General features: G+C 66.9%; 23 protein-coding genes and 1 tRNA gene. 14 read left to right on the forward strand and 10 right to left on the reverse strand.

Annotated features, from left to right (window positions below):
- Positions 1–41 precede the first annotated feature (41 nt).
- The 7 genes from ACYQ1Z_RS10325 to ACYQ1Z_RS10355 all read left to right on the forward strand — a co-directional run bounded on the left by ACYQ1Z_RS10325 (position 42) and on the right by ACYQ1Z_RS10355 (position 3234).
- Complete coding sequence (locus tag ACYQ1Z_RS10325; protein WP_459792424.1) at positions 42–593, forward strand: heme-degrading domain-containing protein; 552 nt, start codon at positions 42–44, stop codon at positions 591–593.
- Entirely contained in the window at positions 590–796 is a 207-nt protein-coding gene (locus ACYQ1Z_RS10330) for a hypothetical protein (protein ID WP_459792425.1), read from the forward strand. The genes ACYQ1Z_RS10325 and ACYQ1Z_RS10330 overlap by 4 nt, the downstream gene beginning before the upstream one ends.
- Positions 797–900: 104 nt before the next feature.
- The gene (locus ACYQ1Z_RS10335) at positions 901–1359 is read left to right on the forward strand and encodes a DUF4383 domain-containing protein (RefSeq protein ID WP_459792426.1); all 459 of its coding nucleotides are present in this window, start codon (positions 901–903) and stop codon (positions 1357–1359) included.
- A gap of 88 nt (positions 1360–1447) precedes the next feature.
- Positions 1448–2503: an iron-containing redox enzyme family protein gene (locus tag ACYQ1Z_RS10340; RefSeq protein ID WP_459792427.1), complete on the forward strand. Its 1056-nt coding sequence runs from the start codon at positions 1448–1450 to the stop codon at positions 2501–2503.
- A gap of 4 nt (positions 2504–2507) precedes the next feature.
- On the forward strand, positions 2508–2639 hold the full coding sequence (locus ACYQ1Z_RS10345) for a hypothetical protein (RefSeq protein ID WP_459792428.1): 132 nt from the start codon (positions 2508–2510) through the stop codon (positions 2637–2639).
- Between the two features lie 10 nt (positions 2640–2649).
- Positions 2650–2865, forward strand: a complete 216-nt coding sequence (locus ACYQ1Z_RS10350) for a CDGSH iron-sulfur domain-containing protein (RefSeq protein WP_459792429.1) — start codon at positions 2650–2652, stop codon at positions 2863–2865.
- A 105-nt stretch (positions 2866–2970) separates the two neighbouring features.
- The gene (locus tag ACYQ1Z_RS10355) at positions 2971–3234 is read left to right on the forward strand and encodes a DUF4235 domain-containing protein (RefSeq protein ID WP_459792430.1); all 264 of its coding nucleotides are present in this window, start codon (positions 2971–2973) and stop codon (positions 3232–3234) included.
- 19 nt (positions 3235–3253) lie between these two features.
- Here the strand turns inward: ACYQ1Z_RS10355 and mnhG are convergent, their stop codons facing one another.
- From mnhG to ACYQ1Z_RS10385, 6 genes are read right to left on the reverse strand one after another with little or no spacing between them, the layout of a single operon-like run.
- A complete protein-coding gene (mnhG, locus tag ACYQ1Z_RS10360; RefSeq protein ID WP_459792431.1) occupies positions 3254–3679 on the reverse strand; it encodes a monovalent cation/H(+) antiporter subunit G in 426 nt (141 codons plus the stop codon).
- Complete coding sequence (locus tag ACYQ1Z_RS10365; RefSeq protein ID WP_459792432.1) at positions 3669–3947, reverse strand: monovalent cation/H+ antiporter complex subunit F; 279 nt, start codon at positions 3945–3947, stop codon at positions 3669–3671. Before ACYQ1Z_RS10365 ends, mnhG begins: the two co-directional genes overlap by 11 nt.
- The gene (locus tag ACYQ1Z_RS10370) at positions 3944–4489 is read right to left on the reverse strand and encodes a Na+/H+ antiporter subunit E (RefSeq protein ID WP_459792433.1); all 546 of its coding nucleotides are present in this window, start codon (positions 4487–4489) and stop codon (positions 3944–3946) included. Before ACYQ1Z_RS10370 ends, ACYQ1Z_RS10365 begins: the two co-directional genes overlap by 4 nt.
- Entirely contained in the window at positions 4486–6150 is a 1665-nt protein-coding gene (locus tag ACYQ1Z_RS10375) for a Na+/H+ antiporter subunit D (RefSeq protein WP_459792434.1), read from the reverse strand. The genes ACYQ1Z_RS10370 and ACYQ1Z_RS10375 overlap by 4 nt, the downstream gene beginning before the upstream one ends.
- Positions 6147–6668: a Na(+)/H(+) antiporter subunit C gene (locus ACYQ1Z_RS10380; RefSeq protein ID WP_459792435.1), complete on the reverse strand. Its 522-nt coding sequence runs from the start codon at positions 6666–6668 to the stop codon at positions 6147–6149. The genes ACYQ1Z_RS10375 and ACYQ1Z_RS10380 overlap by 4 nt, the downstream gene beginning before the upstream one ends.
- Positions 6665–9679 (reverse strand): Na+/H+ antiporter subunit A, encoded by a 3015-nt coding sequence (locus tag ACYQ1Z_RS10385; protein ID WP_459792436.1) that lies wholly within the window; start codon positions 9677–9679, stop codon positions 6665–6667. The genes ACYQ1Z_RS10380 and ACYQ1Z_RS10385 overlap by 4 nt, the downstream gene beginning before the upstream one ends.
- 197 nt (positions 9680–9876) lie before the next feature.
- Between ACYQ1Z_RS10385 and ACYQ1Z_RS10390 the strand changes: the two genes are divergently transcribed.
- The 3 genes from ACYQ1Z_RS10390 (at position 9877) to ACYQ1Z_RS10400 (ending at position 13024) form a co-directional block, all read left to right on the forward strand.
- A complete protein-coding gene (locus ACYQ1Z_RS10390) occupies positions 9877–11280 on the forward strand; it encodes an MFS transporter (RefSeq protein WP_459792437.1) in 1404 nt (467 codons plus the stop codon).
- Positions 11281–11357: 77 nt separating this feature from the next.
- Positions 11358–11840, forward strand: coding sequence for a cation:proton antiporter regulatory subunit (locus ACYQ1Z_RS10395; RefSeq protein ID WP_459792438.1), 483 nt, complete (start codon positions 11358–11360; stop codon positions 11838–11840).
- 5 nt (positions 11841–11845) lie between these two features.
- Complete coding sequence (locus ACYQ1Z_RS10400; RefSeq protein ID WP_459792439.1) at positions 11846–13024, forward strand: cation:proton antiporter; 1179 nt, start codon at positions 11846–11848, stop codon at positions 13022–13024.
- A gap of 37 nt (positions 13025–13061) precedes the next feature.
- Here the strand turns inward: ACYQ1Z_RS10400 and dcd are convergent, their stop codons facing one another.
- Positions 13062–13637: a dCTP deaminase gene (dcd, locus tag ACYQ1Z_RS10405; RefSeq protein WP_459792440.1), complete on the reverse strand. Its 576-nt coding sequence runs from the start codon at positions 13635–13637 to the stop codon at positions 13062–13064.
- A gap of 133 nt (positions 13638–13770) precedes the next feature.
- Between dcd and ACYQ1Z_RS10410 the strand changes: the two genes are divergently transcribed.
- Complete coding sequence (locus ACYQ1Z_RS10410) at positions 13771–15519, forward strand: CAP domain-containing protein (RefSeq protein ID WP_459792441.1); 1749 nt, start codon at positions 13771–13773, stop codon at positions 15517–15519.
- 17 nt (positions 15520–15536) lie between these two features.
- Here the strand turns inward: ACYQ1Z_RS10410 and ACYQ1Z_RS10415 are convergent, their stop codons facing one another.
- Positions 15537–16001 carry an SRPBCC family protein gene (locus tag ACYQ1Z_RS10415; RefSeq protein ID WP_459792442.1) on the reverse strand — a complete coding sequence of 155 codons (465 nt, stop codon included), beginning with the start codon at positions 15999–16001 and terminating at the stop codon, positions 15537–15539.
- Between the two features lie 240 nt (positions 16002–16241).
- On the opposite strand from ACYQ1Z_RS10415, the gene ACYQ1Z_RS10420 reads away from it, so the two are divergent.
- Positions 16242–16315: transfer RNA gene (locus ACYQ1Z_RS10420), tRNA-Gly, on the forward strand.
- Between the two features lie 40 nt (positions 16316–16355).
- Here the strand turns inward: ACYQ1Z_RS10420 and ACYQ1Z_RS10425 are convergent.
- Entirely contained in the window at positions 16356–17744 is a 1389-nt protein-coding gene (locus tag ACYQ1Z_RS10425) for an MFS transporter (RefSeq protein WP_459792443.1), read from the reverse strand.
- 141 nt (positions 17745–17885) lie between these two features.
- Here ACYQ1Z_RS10425 and ACYQ1Z_RS10430 point away from each other — a divergent pair, with 141 nt between their 5' ends.
- Together ACYQ1Z_RS10430 and ACYQ1Z_RS10435 are read left to right on the forward strand one after the other, a co-directional pair.
- Positions 17886–18740 carry a LysR family transcriptional regulator gene (locus tag ACYQ1Z_RS10430; protein WP_459792444.1) on the forward strand — a complete coding sequence of 285 codons (855 nt, stop codon included), beginning with the start codon at positions 17886–17888 and terminating at the stop codon, positions 18738–18740.
- A 189-nt stretch (positions 18741–18929) separates the two neighbouring features.
- A complete protein-coding gene (locus tag ACYQ1Z_RS10435) occupies positions 18930–19259 on the forward strand; it encodes a hypothetical protein (protein WP_459792445.1) in 330 nt (109 codons plus the stop codon).
- Here the strand turns inward: ACYQ1Z_RS10435 and ACYQ1Z_RS10440 are convergent.
- A complete protein-coding gene (locus ACYQ1Z_RS10440; RefSeq protein ID WP_459792446.1) occupies positions 19256–22786 on the reverse strand; it encodes a bifunctional proline dehydrogenase/L-glutamate gamma-semialdehyde dehydrogenase in 3531 nt (1176 codons plus the stop codon). The genes ACYQ1Z_RS10435 and ACYQ1Z_RS10440 overlap by 4 nt on opposite strands.
- Between the last annotated feature and the right edge of the window lie 153 nt (positions 22787–22939).

The following is a 22939-nucleotide window of genomic DNA, read 5'->3' on the forward strand; positions in this document are numbered from 1 at the left end:
CGGTGTCCAGTTTACACCGGGAGAGGGGTAGATTGTGGGCCATGACTGCCAATCCGCCGCATGTGACTGTCTTCGATCCGGACTCCGACTCCGCCCAGCCGGAGGGTTCGCTGGAAGCCCTGATCGGCCGCATCGAGGGTGAAATCCGCGAACTGCAGTTCCCCGGCTTCTCCCTGGACGACGCACTGAACCTCGGCCTCCTGCTGGTGGAGCTGGGCAAGGAGCGCTTACTGCCCATCGCGATTGACATCACGAAGGGCGACCAAGTCCTGTTCCACGCTGCCCTCCCTGGCGCCACCCCGGATAACGACCAGTGGATCCGCGCGAAACAACGGACTGCTGCCCGCTATGAGGTCCCGTCACTGCTGGTGGGGCTGCGCGGGCGGCTCCGGGGTGGCCGGATCGAGGACAACGCGTGGTTCGACCAGGCCCGCTATGCGGCGCACGGCGGGTCCTTCCCGGTCTACGTCACGGGGGTTGGTGCGGTGGCAACCGTCACCGTGTCCGGGCTGCCCCAGCTGCAGGACCACGACCTGGTGGTAGAGGCGATGCGTGAGGTGCTGCGCCCGGCCGGTGCCAACGGCACGTCATGACCGCGGCCCCGGACAACAACCCCGTCCGGGCGGCGCTGGACAAGGCGGAGGACGAAATGATCTACCTTGGCCCGGACCATCCGTACTACCCGCTGCTGGCCGAACTCGCGGCGGCCGTCGGCAAGGCCTGGCAACAGGGGTTCGAACAGGGCCAGAGCGGCGGCCACCATGTCAACCCGTATACCTGGAGCAGCGCCGGCTGACACAAGATCCCCTTTGCAAGAAACGCCAAATACAAAGCCTGCTTAGCTTTTATTAGTAACCCTGCTTACTATATTCTTCCACGGGGTTGGAGGAGGACAGGGACATGGCAGTCAACACGCGACCGGCAGGCGTCCGCACGGCTCTGCAATGGTCAGCCCTGGCCACAGGCGCCGTGTTCCTGCTCGCAGGCACTCTGGGCTTCCTTCCGGGCATTACCGCCAACTACACCTCGCTCCAGTTTGCGGGTCCGGACTCGGGTGCCCTGCTGCTGGGCATTTTCCAGGTCTCAGTCCTGCACAACCTGGTCCACCTTGCCTTTGGCGTTGCAGGCCTGGCCATGGCCCGCACACACCGGCAGGCGAGGAACTTCCTGATCTACGGCGGTGTCACCTACCTGGCCCTCTGGCTGTACGGACTGCTCATCGGCGATGACACCCCCGCGAACTTCATCCCTGAAAATCACGCGGACAACTGGCTGCACCTCATCCTGGGGCTGGCCATGATCGCCCTGGCCATCGCACTTTCCCCCCGGACGGCCCCGGCAGGCCGCCGGGAACCATGACGACGGACGGAACCGGCGTCTGCGCCCGGCAGCCGCACCGGAACCGCCGCCCGCCTGAGACCGCATCCGCCGAAACAAGGAGCACCACATGAGAATCCCGGAACCGCGAGGTCCCATCAGCAGCGCCCTCTTCGACATCCTGGTTGGCGGCCCGGACGGGTCTGACGGCTCCCTCGCCGGGCTGGGCACCCTGGCCGCCAGGCAGCTGGCTGCCACAGACGACATCATTTGCGACGACGACGTCCAGCTGGCCCTCTTCTGCCTCTACGAACTGCACTACTCCGGGCTGGAAGGCGTACAGGACGACTGGGAGTGGGATCCCGGGCTCATCCGGGTCCGCCACCTCCTCGAGCAGCCGTTCGAGCAGGCCTTGCGGCGTGCCGCCAAGGAAGCTGCCGGGGACCTGGAGCTTCCGCCCACGGCCCGGCTGACCAGCGATGCGGTGGCGGACGTCCTGTTCGGCCTGGCAGGCAGGGACTCGGGCCCCAGCGTTTCCCGGTTCGCGGCCAGGAAAGCGAGCCTGGAGCAGCTCAAGGAGTTCCTGGCCCACAAGTCCATATACCAGCTCAAGGAAGCCGATCCGCACACCTGGGCCATCCCGCGGCTGAGCGGACGGGCCAAGGCCGCGCTGGTCGAGATCCAGGCGGACGAGTACGGAGGCGGCCGCCCCGACCGGATGCACAGCGCACTGTTTGCCCGGACCATGCGCGGCCTGGGTATGGATGACAGTTACGGCGCCTACGTCAACGCGGTTCCGGCCGTCTCCCTTGCCGCCGTCAACCTCATGTCGCTCTGCGGGCTCAACCGCCGCCTCCGCGGCGCCATCACAGGCCACCTGGCGATCTACGAAATGACCTCCTCACGCCCCAACCGCTTCTATGGCAACGGCTTCCGCCGGCACGGCTTCGGCACCGACGTAACCCACTACTTCGACGAACACGTCGAAGCGGACGCCGTCCACGAGCAGATCGCCGGCCGTGACCTCGCCGGCGGACTGGTCGAGGCCGAGCCGGCCCTGCTCGACGACGTCCTGTTCGGTGCCACGGCAGTTATGGCCATCGACGCACGGCTGTCCGCACACCTGCTGGAATCCTGGGAAAACGGCCGCTCCTCACTCCGGGCGGCAGCACCGGCGGCGGCATGACCTGGTGGACTACCTGCAACACCTCACCGGCTGGATCGACGTCCGCTACACGCGCGGGTCCCTTACCGCCGTCGCGGGTTACCTGTGCGGGGCTGCCCCCGCCACCGGCCACGGGCACGAAACGTTCAATCAATGAAGGAGCAGCCATGAACCAAAACCCGCCCGACAGCTCCATAGTGGTGTGCCCCGACGGGCCGCTGATCATCCGGGGCGACTTCGAGATTGTCACTCCTTCCGGGGAAACCGTACCCCGCGACCGGAAGACCGTGGCACTGTGCCGGTGCGGCGCGTCCGCAATCAAGCCGTACTGCGACGGAACGCACAAGCTGATCAAGTTCCGCACGGAGCCGGCGGCCCCCTGAGGTGCCCTCCATCGCGGACTGGACCGTGTCCTGGGAGGCCTGGTGCGGCCGCCCTGACGCTAGGCTAGGGGAAGTCCTGCATTCACCGACGCCGGGAGGCACGCAATGAACTTTTTCATCAAGCTGCTGGGCACGGGCATCAGCCTGCTGGCCGGATTCGCCGGAACCAAGGCCGTGGACGTGGTCTGGGAGAAGGTCACGGGCAGCAAGCCGCCTAAGCACGACAAGGACGACGTCCCCACCACGCTCCGCACCGCCCTGACGTTCGCGCTGGTGTCAGCATCAGTCAGCGCCGTCATCCAGGTGCTGACCAACCGCGGCACCCAGCGGGCCATCACCCGGTTCGCAAAGACCAAGGACCTCGTCTAACCCTTCCGGATCTCCCCCGCTAGGGGTGTGGGCCGTCGCCGGAGCCGTCCTCGCGGGCGGCTTTGGCGGCGGCCTTTTGCACTACCGCTTCCAGCTCATCCTTGCTGAGCAGCTCGCGGTGCAAGTGCTTGGTCCGGTAACCGGCGCGGCCCACCATATGCGCCGAGACAGGCACCGTGAGGAGCTGGAAAATCCAGGCCACCAGCAGCACCGGCCACACCCACCAGGTGCGCATCTGCAGCCCGATGGAGGCCAGGAGCAGGAACAGCCCCAGCACCTGGGGCTTGGTGGCGGCATGCATGCGGCTCAGAAGGTCGGGGAAGCGGAGCAGGCCGATGGCGGCGCCCAGGGACATCACCGCGCCCACCACCATAAATACGGCGGATACCAGGTTGATCCAGCCGTCCACTGTGGCCAGGTCAAGGCTCCAGCTCTCAGGACTCATTGGGCTGCTCCCTCCGGTCCGCCACGAACCGGGCGACCGTCACGGAGCCGATGAAGCCAATCACGGAGATGGCCACCACCAGCATGAGGTTGTTGAGGTGGCGGTTCACGGCCATGTCGATGCACAGCGCCCCGCCCAGGATTGCCAGCAGGACATCGGACGCGAGCACCCGGTCCAGCAGCGATGGGCCGCGGGCGATCCGGATGATGGCCCCCGCGGCGGCGAGCGAGAAGATGACGGCCGTGATGGCCAGGACAGCCTGCATCATGCGGCGGCCTCCTTCCGGACGGCTTCGAGTTCTTCGGGCGTGCCCATAATCCGGATCAGGCCGGCCTCGATGGAGCGGACCTCATTGCGCAGGTTTTCCACGTCCTCCGGGGTGCTGATGTTGATGGCGTGCAGATACAGCGTGGACGTTGACCGGTCCACTTCCACCACCAGGGAGCCCGGGATCAGGGAAATCACGTGCCCCGTTGCGGTGACCAGCAGGTCCGAGTGGCTGCGCAGGGCCACGGCGACGACGGCGTTCGTCACCTTGGGTCCCTTGGCGATGGCCAGGTACAGGATCTGGGCGCTGGCGATAACCACCTTGGCAAGGAAGGTCAAGGCGAACGGGATGGCATGGAGAATATTGAAGCGGCCGCTAAGCTCCACCGGCGGAAGGTAGAACATCCGGGCCACGGCAATGGCCAGCAGTGCACCGAACAGCAGGTTGCCGGGGCTGAAATCCTGCCACAGGGCACCCCAGACGATCACCAGCCATACAAGGAGCGGCAGTTCCTGGCGGAGCGAAATGCGTTGGCGGCTCATTGCCCTCCTCCCTCCACGCCGGCAGCCGGGGTTTGAATGGGAGGCACCACGGTGTCTTCACCCATCACGGCCTGGATGTACGGGGCCCTGTCCAGCATGTCCTTTGCCGCCCGGTCGGACAGCCCGAACAGCGGCCCGGCGAAGACGGTGAGGGCCACACCCATGACCACCAGGCCCAAGGTTGAGCCCACCATGGTCCTTGGCAGCAGGGTGGCGTGGCGTGCGGTCCCCGTGCGGCTGGCGAGCATCAGGCCGGCAGGGCCCGGCTGCACCCCGCGTCCTGTTTCCTCAGGGTCGGCCGGGTCGGCCAGCAGCACCGGGTCGGGGTGCTCGGCGTCGGAAGGCCGGCGCCAGAATGCGCGGTTCCAGACCCTGGCCACCGCCAGCAGGGTCAGGAGGCTGGTGAGGACGCCGCCAACCACCAGCGCGTAGGCAAGCGGGGTTCCCAGTTCGATGCCGGCCTGCATCAGCCCCACTTTCCCCAGGAATCCGGAGAAGGGCGGGATGCCGGCCAGGTTCATGCCCGGGATGAAGAACAGGAGGGCCAGGAGGGGCGAAAGCTTGGCCAGGCCGCCCAGCCGGTCCACGGAGGAACTTCCGCCGCGGCGTTCAATGAGGCCGGTCACCAGGAAGAGACTGGTCTGGATGGTGATGTGGTGCGCAACGTAGAACACGGCCGCGGCCAGTCCCACCACGGAGGACATGGCCAGCCCGAACACCATGTACCCGATGTGGCTGACCAGCGTGAAGGAGAGCAGACGCTTGATGTCGCTCTGCGCCAGGGCGCCCAGGATCCCCACCACCATGGTCAACAGCGCCGCGATCATCAGGGGTGTGTTTAGCGAGTCGCCGGGGAAGAGCAGCGTTTCCGTGCGGACCATCGCGTAGACGCCCACCTTGGTGAGCAGGCCGGCGAACACGGCAGTGACCGGCGCGGGCGCCGTGGGGTAGGAGTCGGGGAGCCAGAAGGACAGCGGGAACACGGCCGCCTTGATGCCGAACGCCACCAGCAGCATCACGTGCAGGAGGGTCCGGGTGCCCTGGTCCAGCTCGCCGAGCTTGAGGGCGAGGTCGGCCATGGTGATGGTTCCGGTGGCCCCGTAGACCATGGCGATGGAGATCAGGAACAGCACCGAGGACACTACCGAGACCACCACATAGGTGACGCCGGCCCGGATGCGCGGGCCGGTGCCGCCGAGGGTCATCAGCACGTAGCTTGCCGTCAGCAGGATCTCGAAGCCCACGTAAAGGTTAAAGAGGTCCCCGGACAGGAAGGCGTTGGACACCCCGGCCACCAGGATCAGGTAGGTGGGGTGGAAGATCGAGACGGGCGCGTCGTGGTCGCCGTCGGCCATGCCCTGCCCGGTGGCGTACACGAGGACGGCGAGGCTGACGGCGGAGCTGACCACCAGCATCAGCGAGGAGAACTGGTCCACCACCATCACGATGCCCCAGGGCGGAAGCCAGCCTCCGATTGTCACCGCCACCGCGCCGCCGTCCCACACGTGCGCCAGCAGCACGCATTCGAGCAGCAGGGTCAGGGACAGCAGGCCGATGCTGACGGCCCGCTGCGCCCGGGAGTGCCGGATCAGCAGGAAGGTGAAGGCAGCACCAAGGATGGGAAGTACGACGGCGAGCGGCGCCAGGCTTGCGATGTTCACTTTCCGCCGCCTTCCGGGCCGGGATCGACGTTGCGTGGGCCGGGTTTTTCTTCCTCGGCGGCATGTTCAGCGGGCATCTCCCGACCACCGGCAGTGACGGTGGCCAGTGGGAACTCGGACGTCTCGACGGGGATCTCCGCGTCATCCTCGGCGTCGAAACTGGGGGTCTCGGCAACGCGAAGGTCTTCCACGTCGTCCTGGATTTCGTCACGGCGGGCAAGCACCCAGGTGCGGTAGATGATGCCCAGCATGAACGCGGTGACGGCGAAGGAGATGACGATGGACGTCAGGATCAGGGCCTGCGGCAGGGGATCGTTGTAGTCCCCGGGTGCAATGTCCTTGGAGTACAGCGGGGCCAGGCCCGCGTAGCCGCCGGTGGCGAGGATCAGCAGGTTAGTGGCGTTGGCCAGGAGCATCAGGCCCAGCAGCACGCGGGTGAGGCTGCGTTCCAGGATCAGGTAGATGCCGCAGGCGTACAGGGCGCCCATGACGATCAACAGGGTCAGGTTGATGCTCATGCTTTGCCCTTCACGGTGGTTTCAGCGGGAACCCCGTCCGGCTCCTGGTCCTCGGCGGGGGCGGCGGCCCGTTCCTCGAAGTGTTCATCGATCTCCGCGCCCAGGCTGCGCAGCACGTCCAGCACCAGGCCGACCACCACGATGTAGACCCCGATATCGAAGATGGTCGAGGTGACGAACTTGATGTCGCCGAACACCGGCAGCCAGAACTGGATAATGGCCGTCTGGAACACCTGGCCGCCCAGGAGCAGCGGCACCACGCCTGAGGCCGCTGCCACGGCAAGGCCAACGCCCAGCAGTGCACCGGCGCTGATGGGCGTTGCCTCGCGCAGTTCGAACCGGCCGCCTGCCAGGTACCGGATGGTCAGGGCCAGCCCGGCGGTCAGGCCGCCGGCAAAACCGCCGCCCGGAAGGTTGTGGCCCGCCAGCAGCAGGTAGAGCGAGAAGATCACCAGGGAGTGGAAGATCAGCCTGGTCACCACCTCGAAGATGATGGACCGGCGTTCGGGGGCCAGCGTCCGGCCGGCCACCAGCCAGGCGTCCCGGGCGGCGGCGGCGAACTTCCGGCTGAGGGCCAAGGCGGCACCGTCCCGGGAGCCCGGGTCCACGCCGTGGTGGCGGCCCACCGATCCCTCAGCTACCGAGGCGGATGCCTGGATCCGGTCGCCGCGGCCGCGGACAAAGATCAGGCTGGCCACGCCGGTGGCGGCGAGCGCCAGCACGGTGATTTCGCCAAAGGTGTCCCAGGCGCGGATGTCCACGAGCGTGACGTTGACGATGTTCAGTCCCCCGCCGCCCTCGTAGGCCAGCTCCGGGAACTGGAGCGAGACGGGGGCCGCAACGCGCGCTCCCATGGCGAAGATGGCGGCGAACACCATGGTGGCGCCGAAACCCAGGCCGATGATGACGCGGACCACCCGGTACTTCCCCCCGGTCCGGTCGCGGAGCTCCGCGGGAAGGCTGCGCATGGCCAGGACGAAGGCCACCAGGATGATGGTTTCCACCAGCATCTGCGTGAGGGCGAGGTCCGGCGCGCCCTGCAGCGCAAACATCAGCGCGATCCCGTAACCGGTGACAGAAACCATCAGGACCGCCAGGAAGCGTTTGTTCGCCTTGACCGCGGCGAGCGCGCCGATCACGATGCCCGCCCCGACCACGAGTTGGAGCGGAGAGCCGGGGTCCACCAGGTAGACGCCGTCCGGCAGGGGTTTTCCGGCCACCAGGATCACGGCCAGGGGCAGCACGAACGCGACGCTGAGGATGACAGCCAGGTAGAAGTACAGCGAACCGCGCTGGGTGCGGCCGGTGATCCAGACGGCGATGTCGTCGAGCGCGCCGACGGTCAGCTGGTAGGCACGGTCGGCGTCAACCCAGTCCGGGACCCGGGACTGGGCCCGGGACACGGCGTCGCGGCCGAAGTGCATCGCCAGGCCCAGCGCGAAGGTGAGGGCGGTCAGGCCAAGTGCCGGGGTCAAACCGTGCCACAGCGCAAGGTGCCCGGCCTGCTCGGCTGCAGTGCCGGCGTCGGGCGCTGTGGAGGCGAACAGCGCGGCGTAGGGCTGGATCCAGGAGTCCACGGGAACGGGCCAGATACCGTACGCGATGGTGAGGATGCTGAGGACGGCGGGCGCCGCGAGGAAGGCGGGGCTGATCGCCTTGAAAGGGGTGGGTTCCACGCCTGGCTTGACGGCGAACGCGCCCCACATAAAGCGCGCACTGTAGGCAAAGGTGAGGACGGATCCCACCACTAGACCGGCCAGGACCACCATTCCCCAGGGGCCGGCGGCAGGATCGGCGGCGTGGTGGACGAAGGCCTCCAGCACGGACTCCTTGGCAACGAAGCCGGCCAGCAGCGGGACGCCGGCCATGGACGCGGCACCGATGCCGGCCACGATGCCCAGGGCGCGGGACGAGCGGAAGACGCCGGAGAGCTTGCGGACGTCGCGGGTTCCGGACTGGTGGTCGATGATGCCGACCACAAGGAACAGCGTGGCCTTGAACAGTCCGTGGGCCAGCAGCATCGCAAGGCCGGCGAGCGCCGCGTCCGGCGTTCCAAGGCCTACCACCATGGTGAGGAAGCCGAGCTGGCTGACCGTCCCGTAGGCCAGGATCAGTTTGATGTCGGTTTGCCGCAGCGCCCGGTAGCCGCCCACCAGCATGGTGGCCAGGCCCAGGCCCAGCACCACGGGCTGCCAGTAGGCGGTCTCGGAGAATCCGGGAGCAAGGCGCGCCACCAGGTAGATGCCTGCCTTCACCATCGCAGCAGCGTGCAGGTAGGCGCTGACGGGGGTGGGCGCGGCCATGGCGCCCGGGAGCCAGAAGTGGAAGGGGACCAGCGCGGACTTGGTGATGGCGCCCACCAGGATCAGGACGACGGCGGCGCCCACCAGGGTGCCGGACGGTCCGCTGGCCAGGCCGGGAGCCTGCTCAAGGATGGCGGAGACGCGGTACGTTCCGGCTGTGTGGCCCAGCATGATCAGGCCAACAAGCATGGCCAGGCCGCCTGCCGTGGTGACCATCAATGCCTGCAGCGCGGACCGGCGTGCCGCAAGCCTGGTCCGGGCGAAGCCGATCAGGAGGTAGGACAGGATGGTGGTCAGTTCCCAGAAGATGAAAAGCAGCAGGAGGTCGTCGGCCACCACCAGGCCGAACATCGCGCCGGCGAACGCCAGGAGCTGGGCGCCGAACGCTCCGAGGTCCTGGTCCTTCCGTTTGAAGTACCGCGCGCAGTAAAGCAGGACCAGGGCACCGACACCGAGCACCAGCAGCGACATGACCCAGGCGAGGGCGTCCAGGCGGAACGCGAATTCGAGGTGCAGGCCGGGAATCCAGGGGATGACCTCAGCCACCGCTTCCGCGCCGCCATAGACGGGGGCGTGCTGCGCGACGAGCCACCCGAAGGAAGCGGCAGGAACCACGGCGAGTGCGTAGAACGCGTTGCGCCCCCACATCCTGAAGAGGAACGGCGCCAGGACAGCCACCGAAAAGTGCACGGCAAGGACTGTAATCACTGGATTCTCCGCAACGTCAGGAATTCGATTGTCAAAAGTTAAAGCAGGCGGGGCACAGAGTCAGGTTCGGGAGTAGCCAGTTTATCAAGCGTCTGTGCTCACCCCGGACGCATGCAGGCGGCCCCTCCCCGGTTTGCCCCGCCGTCCCGGGCCCTGGGTCCAACGCCTGTTCGCCACGGGCGGATACGATGCATCGTATGAACAGCGCCAGCGCTCCCGGGGCCATGCAGCCGGCGTCGGAACTCGAGTCCGGACACCAGGCATCGGGCAAGGGCCGGATCCTTGCCTGGGCATCCTGGGACTGGGGCTCGGCCGCCTTTAACGCCGTGATGACCACCTTTGTGTTCACCGTCTACCTGACCTCCAACGCGTTCGGCGGCGAGGACCAGGCGTCAGCAGTCCTGGGCGGTGCCCTGGCCGTGGCGGGCTTCGCCATCGCATTGCTGGCCCCGGTCACCGGCCAGCGCTCCGACGCGGGCGGCCGGCGCAAGCTGTGGCTGGGAGTCAACACGGCCGCCGTCGCCATCCTTACCGCGCTGTGCTTCTTCGTCTTCCCCCGGCCTGAATTCCTCCTCCTCGGGGTATCCCTCATCGCGCTGGGCAACATCTTCTTCGAATTCGCCGGCGTGAACTACAACGCCATGCTCGCCCAGATCTCGACCCCGCGGAACATCGGCAAGGTCAGCGGCATCGGCTGGGGGGCGGGGTACCTGGGCGGAATTGTTGCGCTGCTGATTGTCCTCCAGCTGTTCGTCCAGCCCAGCTTCGACTGGTTCGGCGCCTCCACCCAGGACAGCCTGAACATCCGCCTGGTCGCGGTGTTCTCCGCGCTCTGGTTCTTCGTTTTCGCCCTGCCCGTGCTGTTCGCGGTCCCCGAGCTCCCGCGGTCCGCCCACGCTGCCCGCCTTGGCATCGTCGCCAGCTACGGCCTGCTGGTCCGGCGGATCAAGGCCATCTACGCCACCAGCCCGCACACCATCTACTTCCTGCTGGCCAGCGCCGTGTTCCGCGACGGGCTTGCCGCCGTCTTCACCTTCGGCGGGATCATCGCGGCCGGCACTTTCGGCTTTGAACTCTCCCAGGTCATATTCTTCGCCATCTTCGGCAACGTGGTGGCTGCGGTGGGTGCCGTCATCGGCGGCTTCCTCGATGACAGGGTGGGGCCGAAAACCGTGATCATCGGATCCCTGGTGGGCCTGCTGATTGCGGGAACGGTCATCCTGGTCCTCGGCAACGGGAACTATGTCTTCTTTGGCATGGAATGGGCGGGCAGCACCACGTTCTGGGTGTTCGGCCTGTTTCTCTGCCTGTTCGTCGGACCTGCGCAGTCGTCGTCGCGCGCCTACCTGGCGCGGCTGGCACCGCACGGCGAATCGGGCGAGCTGTTCGGCCTGTACGCGACCACCGGCCGGGCCGTCAGTTTCCTGGCACCGGCACTGTTCACCCTCTGCATCACCCTGGCCACCCCGCTCGTGCCGGCCGGGCAGGCGCAACGCTGGGGGATTTTGGGCATCATGGTGGTCCTCCTGGCGGGGCTTCTGGTCCTGCTGCCGGTGAAATCGCCGGACAAGGCACCCATAGCGGTTGTCCCTGCCGCCTAAAACGACAACCGGAAACCTTGCAGCGCCATGGCCTTTGGCCCGCCCCACGGGCGCTGACGGAAGACTAGGCTGGAACCATGAACGTGGACGAGACCAATCTTCCGGGCCTGGGCCGGCGGAAGGATTTCATGACAGCCTCCGGCCGCCGGATCGGCGTGGTGGAGCTGCGCGAAGGCCAGACGGAACTGATCATCTCCACCTGGGACGACCCCGATACCTGCCAGGCGTCCATTCCGCTGACCGGTGACGAAGCCGCCACACTGGGCAACCTGCTGGGCGGGCAGCACCTGGCCATGAAGCTGACGGAGGAGCACAAGGACGTCCCGGGCATCGTTACCCGGCAGTTCTCCATTGCCCCGGACTCCCCGTTCCAGAACCAGCCGATGGGCAAGGCGTGCATCCGCACCCGCTGCGGCGTCTCCATCGTCGCCATCATGCGCGAAGGCGAGGTGCTTCCCTCGCCGGGACCCGACGTCGTGCTTCACACAGGTGACCTGCTTATTGCAGTCGGAACCCAGGAAGGCCTCGATACGGCCGCCGACATCCTGCGCCACGGCTGAGCCTTATGGACCCGCTGGCCCTTACCCTCATTGAACTGGGGGCCGTTGTGTTCTGCCTCGGCCTGCTGGCCCGGCTGGCCGGACGGATCGGAATGTCACCCATTCCGCTCTACCTCCTGGGCGGGCTCGCCTTCGGCGCCGGCGGGATCATCAAGCTCGAAGGCATGCACGAGTTCGCGCATCTCTCCGGGGAGATCGGCGTTATCCTGCTCCTTCTTATGCTCGGTTTGGAATATACCGCGGCGGAGCTCTTCACCGGCCTGCGCAAGTCCTGGCAGGCGGGCGTGCTGGACCTCGTGCTGAACTTCCTGCCGGGCGCACTGCTTGCCGTGTTCCTGGGCTGGGGCGGCGTCGGGGCGATGGTGCTGGGCGGCGTCACCTATATCTCCTCCTCCGGCATCGCGGCGAAGGTCATCACCGACCTCGGCCGGCTGGGCAACCGCGAAACACCCGTGGTGCTGTCCATCCTGGTGTTTGAAGACCTGGCCATGGCTGTCTACCTGCCGATCCTCACGGCAACCCTGGCCGGCGTGAGCTTCCTTGGCGGACTCACCACGGTGGCGATCGCGCTGGCCGTGGTCACCGTGGTGCTGATGGTGGCCCTGCGGCACGGGCACCGCGTCTCCAAAGCCGTGCACAGCGAGAACTCCGAGGTGTTCCTGCTGAACGTGCTGGGCGCCGCCCTGCTGGTGGCCGGGCTGGCCTCGGCCATGCAGGTCTCGGCGGCGGTTGGCGCCTTTATGCTCGGGATCGCCATCTCCGGCGCCACCGCGCACAACGCCACCCGTATCCTCGAACCGCTGCGCGACCTGTTCGCGGCCATCTTCTTTGTGGCGTTCGGCCTGAACACGGACCCCGCCACCATCCCGCCGGTCCTGGGCTGGGCACTTCTGCTGGCGGCCGCCACGGCCGCCACCAAGATGCTCACGGGAATCTGGGCGGCGAAGCAGGCCGGCATTGCCCGGCCGGGCCGGTTCCGCGCCGGGGCGACACTGATTGCCCGCGGCGAGTTCTCGATCGTGATTGCAGGCCTGGCCGTGGCATCCGGAGCCGTCCCCGACGAGCTGGCCGCGCTGGCCACCGCCTACGTGCTGGTCATGGCCGTGCTCGGACCGCTGGCCGCCCGCTACGTGCAGCCCTTGGTCAAGGCCGCGGGCCGCCCCGGTGTTCCGGCGAAAGCCTAGAGGCGCTACCCCCGCCCCGCCGTGGGCCCCGGCCTGGCTAGATGGTGGTGCGGTGGAAGTTCAGGTGGCTGCGGCTGGCAGTGGGTCCGCGCTGTCCCTGGTACCGGTTGCCGTACTCGCCCTGGCCGTAGGGGAACTCGGCGGAGGACGTCAGGCGGAAGAAGCACAGCTGGCCGATCTTCATGCCAGGCCACAACTTGATGGGCAGCGTGGCCATGTTCGACAGCTCCAGGGTGACGTGGCCTGAGAAGCCGGGATCGATGAAGCCTGCCGTGGAGTGGGTCAGGAGGCCCAGCCGGCCCAGCGATGACTTGCCTTCCAGCCGGGCTGCGATGTCGTCCGGCAGGGTGACGGTCTCGTAGGTGGAGCCCAGGACAAACTCGCCCGGGTGCAGGATGAAGGCCTCGTCCTCTTCCACTTCGACCAGCCGCGTCAGCTCGGGCTGTTCCTGCGCCGGGTCGATGTGTGCGTACTTGTGGTTGTCGAAGAGCCGGAAGAACTTGTCGATCCGGACATCCACCGAGGACGGCTGCACCATCGCAGGCTCGTAGGGTTCCAGGACAATCCGCTCGGAGTCTATTTCGGCACGAATATCGCGGTCAGAGATCAGCACCGTCCCAAATTACCGTATGGCTTATCCACACCAACATTTTTCCGTTGTTGCTGTGACCTGGTGGGACTAATGTGGCCTCAGATACTTAGGCGCCGGATGGTCTCCCGGATGGCCCAACAGAGCTGGGGATGTTGTGAACAGATTAGTAGCGCCTTCGTTAATTGGCGCGCTCTGCGCCGTCGCGCTGGTTTCGTCGTCAACCGGTACGGTGCCCCCGCCGCTGCCCGCTGCCCAACCCGCCGCCGTCTCCGGGCCGCTGGGCGTCTCGCTGGAACCGGCGGTAAACGACGCCGGCACCTCCTTCGCGGGCGACGGCACCGCCGGATCCCGGCTCACGCCCGCCGTGGAACCAAACATCCGGCCGGCTTCGCCAACCACCGCATCTGAACCGCTGCCCGCGCCGGCACCTGAACCCGCCGCAACCTCCAGCACCACGGCACAGCCCGACTCACCATCCCTTGCCCAGGCCGCGCCGTCGGACACCCCCACTGTCGGCGAACCCGCAACGGCACCCGAGCCGCCGTCCATTCCGCCGCTCTGGGCACCGGACGAGGAACTGGGGAAGTCCACCACGGTGAGTCCGGCCCCGGAGGCCCTTGCGGCGCCGTCGCCCGAAGCCCTGGTCAGGGACGACAACACCGCCGCGATCCTTACAGTCTTTAACCGCATCAACGAGTACCGCATAGCCAACAGGCTTAATCCGGTGAAGTACAACTACACTGTGGCGGGCATGGCCCAGGAATGGTCGGACAGCATTGCATCCCGCGAGGTGATCGAACACCGCGCAAATTTCTGGACCGACCCCCGTGCCTTGAATCCAAACAACGGGGCCGGCGAGGTCATCGCCATCCGGACCGACCGCGACGCCGCAATGCTCGTCGAATGGTGGAAGGGCTCCCCGGGACACAACGCAATGCTCCTCGATCCGCGCTTCAACGTCATGGGCGCCGGCATCACCTACACGGACCGCACGTACAAGATCTGGGGCGTGGTCAACTTCTTCGGCTACACCACGCTGCCTGTCGGAACCGTGGATGCGCCCGGCGGGTCCGTCGGCGGCGGAGGCGGCACCGCCCTGCCGCCACCCGCACCCAGCATGTGCGATGCAGGCACCCGGCACATGCCGCCCACCCTTGACCTGTCCTCCGCCGCAATCACCGGTGGCGGCGACCTCGTCACCGTGGACTCTGCCGGACAGCTCATCCGAAGGGCCTCCCTCGGTGCCCGCGCCTATGGCCCCGGCAAGGTCATCGGCTCCGGCTTCAGCGGCGCCAAGGAAGTCTTTGTCACCGACTGGGACCGCGACGGCGCCTACGACCTGCTGACGCAGTGGACCGGCGGGAACCTCACCCTGCACCGCGGCATCGCCGGAGGTGGCTTCCTGGCGCCGGTAACCCTTGGTTCCGGCGGGTGGCAGTCCCTGACGCTGGCGGTGGGCGGCTGGTGCGCCAACAACCGGATGCCCCAGATCCTCGCGCTGGACACGGCCGGCAACCTCTTCCTCTACCCGAACAAGGGCACGGGCGACCTTGCGGCGCGGGTCCAGGTGGCCGGCGGCATCGCGGCCGCACGGCTGGCCATGGTGGACTACGACGCCGACGGGTTCCAGGACGTCCTGGGAATCCGGGCAGACGGCGTCGTCCAGCTCTATCGGGGATGGGGCACCACCGCGTTGCGGGCCGAAGCCAGGCCGACCGTGGCCACCGGATGGCAGGACGTCACGGGGATGAAGGCGCTGCGGGACGTGACGGCAATGAACTCCACCGGGCTCGCGCTGCGCCGCGCCAACGACTCCGTGCAGTACTGGGACCTGACCGTCGGAAGCCTCCAAGCGCCGTCGAACATCGTGGGCCCGTGGACGGGGCAGCGGCTGGCGCAGTAAGGGGCGGCCCGCGGGTCCTACCTGGCCGCCGGCTGAAGTTCCAGGACGTCCTTGAGGCGTTCCAGCTGCGCCACCTCGGCACGGACTTTCCGCTGGATCATGCCGTTCAGCAGGCCGAGCTTGTCCAGGTAGCCGAAGAGCCCCTCAGGCTGCGCCTTGAGCGCGAAACGGAGCCGGGTTCCCTCACCTTCGGTGCTGAGGTAGTAGCCACCTGTGCGGTTCGCGGGGCCGGACGTGACGTGGAACTGGATTTCGGCGCCCGGCCTGGCGTGGGTGATTTCAAAATCGGCCGGGATGCTCAGGCCGGACCTCCCGGCCACCATCTTCCGGTAGACAGCTCCCTTTGCTGCGGCCGTGCCGTGCAGCAATTTGACGCTGCGGACTCCGTCGCTCCAGGTGGGGAGGTTGGTTGCATCGAGCAGGTACAGATAGACGGCCATGGCGTCGCGCCGGATGAGGACCTCGTGCTCTGCGAATGCCATGAAGATCTTCCTGTGTTGACGTCGGCCTGCCGCAGTAGCCGCCTTCCCCCTGACGCCGCGGCTACCCGGATCAAGCTAACCAGCCGCTCCGGCCGCCGCCTAGCCAGGGGCAGGGACGTTATTGAAGAGTTACTGGATGACGCCGGCAAACAAAGGACACGGCGGGCATAGCGCCGGGATGGCCGGAGCGGCTGCGCAACTGCGCTAAGCTAAGTTCTGCCCCGTGCAAGCGGCGGCAATGCGGCTGTAGCTCAATGGTAGAGCGCTAGCTTCCCAAGCTTGATACGCGGGTTCGATTCCCGTCAGCCGCTCCAACTCCCCCGGCACCCGCAACGTGTGCCTTCAAGGCAAACCCTAAAGCTCGGCCGTTACCCGTGACGCGATCCGGAGCGGCCGGCGCCGGTTCTTCAGGTCCACCTTCAGGCGCAGCGAACCTTTCCTGGCCAGCACGACGGCGACCGTCAGGGCCGCGAGCGCAGGCACCCCGCCGGACACTGCAAGCGCCACGTGCGGATCGGCGTGCTCGGCGATCCAGCCGAGCATGGGCCCGCCCAGCGCCTGGCCGCCGATCAGGACCATGATGTACAGGCTCATCACCCTGCCGCGGATGCCCATGTTGGAGCTGACCTGGACCAGCTGATTTGATCCGGTCAGGAACATCAGGCACCAGAAACCGGACAGGACCATCACGCCGCCGAACCACACCATGGAAGGTGCCAGCGCCGCGAGGCACAGCATGGCGCCGTACATCCCGGCGCAGAATACGACCGAGCGGAGCCGGAGCTGCCGCCGGCGGGTGGAAGCCACAGCACCAGCCAGCGCCCCCAGGGCCACCAGGGCGTTGAGCAGGCCGTAGCCGCCGGCGCCCACGTTGAACACATGGTCCGCGAACGCGGCCAGGACCACCGGCAGGCTCATGGCGAAGACCGCGATGAATCCCGCCATCAGCCACGGCCAATAGATGGTCGGCTTGCTCAACGCATACCGGAGCCCTTCGCGGAGCATTCCCTTGCTCTTGGGCGCCGGCGCGCTGACGTGCAGCTGGTCCTTGCGCAGGATCAGCAGCATCGCCACCGTGGAGCAGCAGGCAAAGGCGTTGGCGGCGAAAGCCCATCCGGCCCCCACCGCGGTCAGGAGCAGGCCCGCGAGTGCCGGGCCGATCAAGCCGCCCAGCTGGAACGTCGTGGAGTTCACGCTGATGGCGTTCCGCAGGTACTTCGGGCCCACGAGTTCGTTGACGAATACCTGCCGGGCTGGCTGGTCAAGGACGGTGACCAGTCCCAGCGCCAGTGCGATCACGTAGACATGCCACACCTCGATGGCCCCGCTCAGGGCCAGGACGGCCAGCGCCGCGGCCAGGACGGCGGCCATGCTCTGGCAGAGAATGAGGATCATGCGCTTGGCGAACCTGTCGGCGATCATGCCGCCCCACGGTCCCAGGACCAGGGAGGGCAGGAACTGCAGGGCCACGGTGATGCCTATCGCGGTGACGGAGCCGGACAGCTGGAGCACCAGCCAGTCCTGGGCGATGCGCTGCATCCAGATGGCGATAACAGCGATGAAATGACCCACCGCGAAGATCCGGAAATTGGGGACCTTCAGGGAGATGAAGGTGTGCCGCCAGGGCAGGCGTTCGGAGACGACGGGCAGCGGCTGGGTCTGGTTGGGGTCCGGCGGTGTGGAACCTGCGGAATCGATGACGGGTTGGCTGACGGTTGCCGACGACGGCGGTGGGGGTGCCACAGGAGTGTCCTCAAGTTTGCGGGCGGTCCGGGATGTCCTTAACGCTAGGGTTGGCCCAGAAGATTATGGAGACGTATTGTCCCTATAACTCGTATTGCGAACCGCAATGGCAAGAGGCCAGAACCAGCCCGGGAGTCCGTCGTGTTTGAACCAGCCCAGCTCCGGTCCTTCCTGGCCGTGGCCGAAACCCTCAGCTTCACCAAGGCAGCGGAGCGTCTTGGCCTCGCCCAGCCCACCATCAGCCAGCACATCCGGAAACTCGAGGCGGCCGCCAAGCGCGTGCTGATCACCCGGGATACCCGTGACGTCCGGTTGACCGACAATGGGGACGCGATGGCCGGCTTCGCCCGGAACATCCTGTCCGCCCATGACGCTGCCGCACGCTACTTCTCCGGCTCCGCGATGCGCGGCCGCCTTCGCTTTGGCACCGCCGACGACCTCGCGATCACGGGCCTCCCCCGGATCCTGCGCGAGTTCCGCCAGATCTATCCGCAGATCAACCTTGAGCTCACGGTGGGGCAAAGTGACCAGCTGTACCGCAAGCTCAACGCCGGCCAACTGGACCTCGTGTTCGTGAAATGGGTTGCCGGGGCCAAGGACGGCACCGTGGTGCAGCACGACTCCTTTTCCTGGGTTGGCCTCGAACAGACCGTTCTGGAGCCGGGCGCACCGGTGCCGCTGATCGCCTACCCCTCCCCCAGCCTGAGCAGGAAATTGGCCATCGATGCGCTTGAAGCACACGGCAGGACCTGGCGCATCACCTGCACCACCCGGCAGATCAGCGGGGTACTGGCCGCCGTCCGGGCCGGAATCGGGGTGGCGGTTATGCCGTCGTCGCTGGTGCCCGAGGACCTGAAGATCATCACCCGCCGCTTCGACCTGCCCCCGGTCGGGGACGTGGACTTCACCCTGATCCGAAACCCGCTGGCCAACACCGAGGTCATTGATGCACTGACGCAGTCCATCGTGGGCAGGACCATCAACCGCCAAAGCTAGGGACAGCGGCACAGGATAACGCCGCAGAGGGTCCAGGTGTTGCTCCAACACGAAAGAAGACAAGTCGTTCTCCATTGATGCCGGAACGTTACATAACCTATGCTGATCTCCCGAGGTCAAGCAGCTGGCCGGTTCACTAATTCGGGCGTGCCCTGAACAACAGGACTTCGCGCCCGGGACAGGCAGCCAATGACGACAGCCAGGAACACCCATTTCAATGCGGCCCACATCCGCCCGCACACCACCGCCGCGCGGCCCTCAACCCGCCAGACCACCCTCGGCGCCGGTATCGCAACCACGGATACCGGTTACGTGGGCAAACCGATGTGCGACAAGTGCCGCACCGATGAATTCGTCTACCTTGAGTCCTACATCCCGCCCACCTACCGGCGTGACGGGTCGGTGTCGGCCCTTGGGGAAGTGGCCTACACCTGCACCCGCTGCGAGGACTTCTCCGCACACAGCGTTCCCGTAACCTGGACGCCGCCCGGCCATTCTTGTTGGGTATCCGGAGGCTAGATCAGCTCATCGGAGAGGTGGTTTGGGGTGCCGAAGCGGTGCGCCGTGATGCTGACGGCCTGCTCGTGCAGGAACGGCAGCAGCTCGATGCGGCCCGCCTCGGTGACCGGGTGGGCGTAGACCGCGAGGTCGGGCCGGCCGCCGGTCGCTTCGGCGAGGGCGGACGCGTCCCCGCCGATCAGGCGGATGCGCCCGTTCGAGAGCTTGCCCGCGGAGGCGAGCCTGCCGGCGGAAGCCAGCCAGCCGGCGTCGGACTCTACTGCCACGTCTACGTCCAGGGCGGTGAGCACGGCGCGGAGCTGGGCGGGAAGTTCGACGGCGGTGGACACCGTCAGCGTCGAGCCCGCCAGGACGCCTGCCGCCACTGTCCGGACGAGGTGCGCCAGCGGCGCGCCCTCAGCGAGCCGGATGGTGACGGGCAGGTGGCGGTAGCGGAAGACGTTCCGTTCCGCGCTCAGGCCGGACACGTCCTTGGCGGTGCCGAACTCCTCGGCCCAGGCTTCGGCGTCGGACGCCAGGGCGCGCTGGACGGACTCCAGGTCGGCAGGCTCCAGTGCGGGACCGGCGGCGTTGAGGATGCGGCGCACGCCGGGGTTCGTGATCTCGGCCTCGGCGGAGGCCTTTGCAGGAAGCCAGTCCCCCAGGCCCGCCAGATAGTTCGGCCCGCCGGCCTTGGTGCCGGCACCCACAGCGGACTTCTTCCAGCCACCGAACGGCTGGCGCTGCACGATCGCGCCGGTGATGCCGCGGTTGACGTAGAGGTTGCCGGCCTGGATGCCGTCAAGCCAGATCCCCAGCTCCTCGGAGTTCAGGGAGTGCAGGCCGGCGGTGAGGCCGTACTCGATCTGGTTCTGGATGGCGATGGCCTCTTCCAGGGTCTCGGCGGTCATGACGCCCAGGACCGGGCCGAAGAACTCGGTCAGGTGGAAGTAGGAACCGCGCTTGACGCCGTAGCGCACGCCCGGGCTCCAGAGCTTCCCGGAATCATCCAGTTTCTTCGGTTCCACGGCCCAGTTCTCGCCCTCGCCCAGGGTGGTGAGCGCGTTGAGGAGCTTGCCGTTCGCGGGCTCGATGATCGGGCCCATCTGGCTGGTGGGATCCTGCGGGTAGCCCACCTTCAGTGAGGTGACGGCGTCGATCAGCTGGTTGTGGAACCGCTTGGACTTGGCAACGGAGCCCACCAGGATCACCAGCGAGGCTGCGGAGCATTTCTGGCCGGCGTGCCCGAACGCGGAGTAGGCCACGTCCTTGGCTGCCAGGTCAAGGTCGGCACTGGGGGTGACGATGATGGCGTTCTTGCCGCTGGTCTCGGCCAGCAGCGGCAGGTCCTTGCGGAAGGAGCGGAACAGCTCGGCGGTTTCGTAGCCGCCCGTGAGGATCACGCGGTCCACGGCCGGGTGGCTGATCAGCTGCTTGCCGAGCTCCCGCTCGCCCAGCTGCACCATGGTCAGCACGTCCTTTGGAACACCGGCTTCCCACAGCGCTTCGACCATCACGGCGCCGCTGCGGGCGGCCTGCTTGGCAGGCTTGATGACGACGGCGGAGCCGGCGGCGAGTGCCGCGAGGGTGGACCCGGCCGGGATGGCGACCGGGAAGTTCCACGGCGGGGTGACGACGGTGAGCTTGGCAGGGACGAACGTGGCGCCGTCGACCGTGTCCAGCTTGCGCGCGGATTCGGCGTAGTAGTGCGCGAAGTCCACGGCCTCACTGACCTCGGGGTCGCCCTGGTCGATGGTCTTGCCGGTCTCGCTGGCCATGACCTCGAGCAGGTCGGCGCGGCGGGCTTCGAGGATGTCGCCGGCGCGGTGCAGGATCTCGGCACGTTCATTGCCGGACAGCTCGCCCCAGGCCTTGCCCTTTTCAAGGGCGGTCTCAATGGCGGTGTTCAGCGCTGCCTCGTTGTCGATGAACGCCGCCTTGACTGAGGCGTTGCCCAGCGTCGAACCGGGGACGCGGTCCAGGATGGCGCGGCCCCAGTCGCGGTTGGCCGGCAGCGAGGGATCGGTGTCCGGGGTGTTGCGGAAGCCGGCGTGGGGCATCGGCTCGGGTGCCGAGTTGCGGTTCTGCTGGCGGTTGGCCGCCGGGACGCTGTTGTCCAGGGCTTCCAGGGAGGACAGGAAGCGCTGCTTTTCGCGCTCGAACAGGGCTTCGTTCTTGTCCAGCTCGAATACTGCGGACATGAAGTTGTCCTGGCTGGCGCCCTCTTCGAGGCGGCGGATCAGGTAGGCGATGGCGACGTCGAACTCGGACGGGTGCACCACCGGCGTGTAGAGGAGCAGGGAGCCGACGTCTTTCTTGACGGCTTCGGCCTGGCCCTGCGCCATGCCCAGCAGCATTTCGAACTCGATACTCTGTTGTGCGGTATCCGCAATCCCGCGCTGCTTGGCCAGCAGCCAGGCGAAGGCGATGTCGAACAGGTTGTGGCCGGCAACGCCGATGCGGATGTTCTTGATCCGCTCCGGGTGCAGGGAGTAGTTGATGACGCTCTTGTAGCTGGTGTCCGAGTCCTGCTTGGTGCCCCAGGTGGCCAGCGGCCAGTCGTGCAGGGAGGCTTCCACCTGCTCCATGGGCAGGTTGGCACCCTTGACCACGCGGACCTTGATGCCGGACCCGCCGTTGGCCCTGCGCTCGGCGGCCCAGTCCTGGAGCCGGATCATGGCGGACAGCGCATCGGGGAGGTAGGCCTGGAGGACGATGCCGGCTTCCAGGTTCTTGAACTCGGGCTTGTCCAGGATCCTGGTGAAGACCGCGATGGTCATGTCCAGGTCCTTGTACTCCTCCATGTCCAGGTTGATGAACTTGGCCTTGCCACCTGTGCTGCTGCCCGGGGCGGCGAAGGAGTTGGCGAGCTCGAACAGCGGGGTGAGCTTTTCGACGACGTGTTCCACGGCTTCGTCGAAGGCCCAGGCGGAGTGCGGGGCAACGGTGGAGGACACCTTGATGGAGACGTAGTCAACGTCCGGGCGGGCCAGCAGGGTGCGGGTGCCTTCGAGGCGGCGGGAGGCCTCGTGCTCGCCGAGGACTGCCTCGCCGAGGAGGTTGACGTTGAGCTTGATGCCGTCCTTCCTGATCTTGGCGATGGCCGGGCCGAGCTTGGCGTCGGTGGCGTCCACGATGAGGTGGCCCACCATTTCGCGCAGGACCTTGCGGGCGACCGGGATGACGACCTGCGGCAGGACGGGTGCCATGGTGCCGCCGAGTGCGACGGCGCTGCGCATGTACCAGGGCAGGAAGGTTGGAACCTTGGGCGCCAGCTTGGCGAGGTTGCGGGCGGCGACGTTCAGGTCTTCGGGACGGACCACGCCGTCCACGAATCCGACGGTGAAGTCGAGGCCGTTGGGGTCCTTCAGGACACCGGCCAGCTGCTCCGCGGAGGCGTCCACGGGAACCTTTGCTGCCTCAGCGAGCCAGCGGCGGACCAGGGCGACGGCTTCATCCGCCAGGGCCTTCGCCTGGGGCACGTCGACGTCGACGGTCTGCGGTGCAATGCCGGTGGAAACTGCCGGTTCCATTGCTACATGGGTCATGGTTTTCCTCGATCTTTCCTGGGGTTGTGAGGAGGTCTTTCCACCAGTATGAGCTTCCGTTCACATAAGATAAAGCGATCTTTTCTAAGCAATACAGGTTAGAAAAGCCGATGTTTTATCAGCCGCTTAAACGACGATGGCAGGCGTCCCACC

This window comes from Arthrobacter sp. AD-310, from assembly GCF_054656615.1.

Bases quoted from the DNA above. Each gene is read 5' to 3' on its own strand.
- ACYQ1Z_RS10325 (WP_459792424.1), top strand. From the start codon at position 42: ATGACTGCCAATCCGCCGCATGTGACTGTCTTCGATCCGGACTCCGAC.
- ACYQ1Z_RS10330 (WP_459792425.1), top strand. From the start codon at position 590: ATGACCGCGGCCCCGGACAACAACCCCGTCCGGGCGGCGCTGGACAAG.
- ACYQ1Z_RS10335 (WP_459792426.1), top strand. From the start codon at position 901: ATGGCAGTCAACACGCGACCGGCAGGCGTCCGCACGGCTCTGCAATGG.
- ACYQ1Z_RS10340 (WP_459792427.1), top strand. From the start codon at position 1,448: ATGAGAATCCCGGAACCGCGAGGTCCCATCAGCAGCGCCCTCTTCGAC.
- ACYQ1Z_RS10350 (WP_459792429.1), top strand. From the start codon at position 2,650: ATGAACCAAAACCCGCCCGACAGCTCCATAGTGGTGTGCCCCGACGGG.
- ACYQ1Z_RS10355 (WP_459792430.1), top strand. From the start codon at position 2,971: ATGAACTTTTTCATCAAGCTGCTGGGCACGGGCATCAGCCTGCTGGCC.
- mnhG (WP_459792431.1), bottom strand. From the start codon at position 3,679: ATGAGTCCTGAGAGCTGGAGCCTTGACCTGGCCACAGTGGACGGCTGG.
- ACYQ1Z_RS10365 (WP_459792432.1), bottom strand. From the start codon at position 3,947: ATGATGCAGGCTGTCCTGGCCATCACGGCCGTCATCTTCTCGCTCGCC.
- ACYQ1Z_RS10370 (WP_459792433.1), bottom strand. From the start codon at position 4,489: ATGAGCCGCCAACGCATTTCGCTCCGCCAGGAACTGCCGCTCCTTGTA.
- ACYQ1Z_RS10380 (WP_459792435.1), bottom strand. From the start codon at position 6,668: ATGAGCATCAACCTGACCCTGTTGATCGTCATGGGCGCCCTGTACGCC.
- ACYQ1Z_RS10390 (WP_459792437.1), top strand. From the start codon at position 9,877: ATGAACAGCGCCAGCGCTCCCGGGGCCATGCAGCCGGCGTCGGAACTC.
- ACYQ1Z_RS10395 (WP_459792438.1), top strand. From the start codon at position 11,358: ATGAACGTGGACGAGACCAATCTTCCGGGCCTGGGCCGGCGGAAGGAT.
- ACYQ1Z_RS10400 (WP_459792439.1), top strand. From the start codon at position 11,846: ATGGACCCGCTGGCCCTTACCCTCATTGAACTGGGGGCCGTTGTGTTC.
- ACYQ1Z_RS10415 (WP_459792442.1), bottom strand. From the start codon at position 16,001: ATGGCATTCGCAGAGCACGAGGTCCTCATCCGGCGCGACGCCATGGCC.
- ACYQ1Z_RS10435 (WP_459792445.1), top strand. From the start codon at position 18,930: ATGACGACAGCCAGGAACACCCATTTCAATGCGGCCCACATCCGCCCG.
- ACYQ1Z_RS10440 (WP_459792446.1), bottom strand. From the start codon at position 22,786: ATGACCCATGTAGCAATGGAACCGGCAGTTTCCACCGGCATTGCACCG.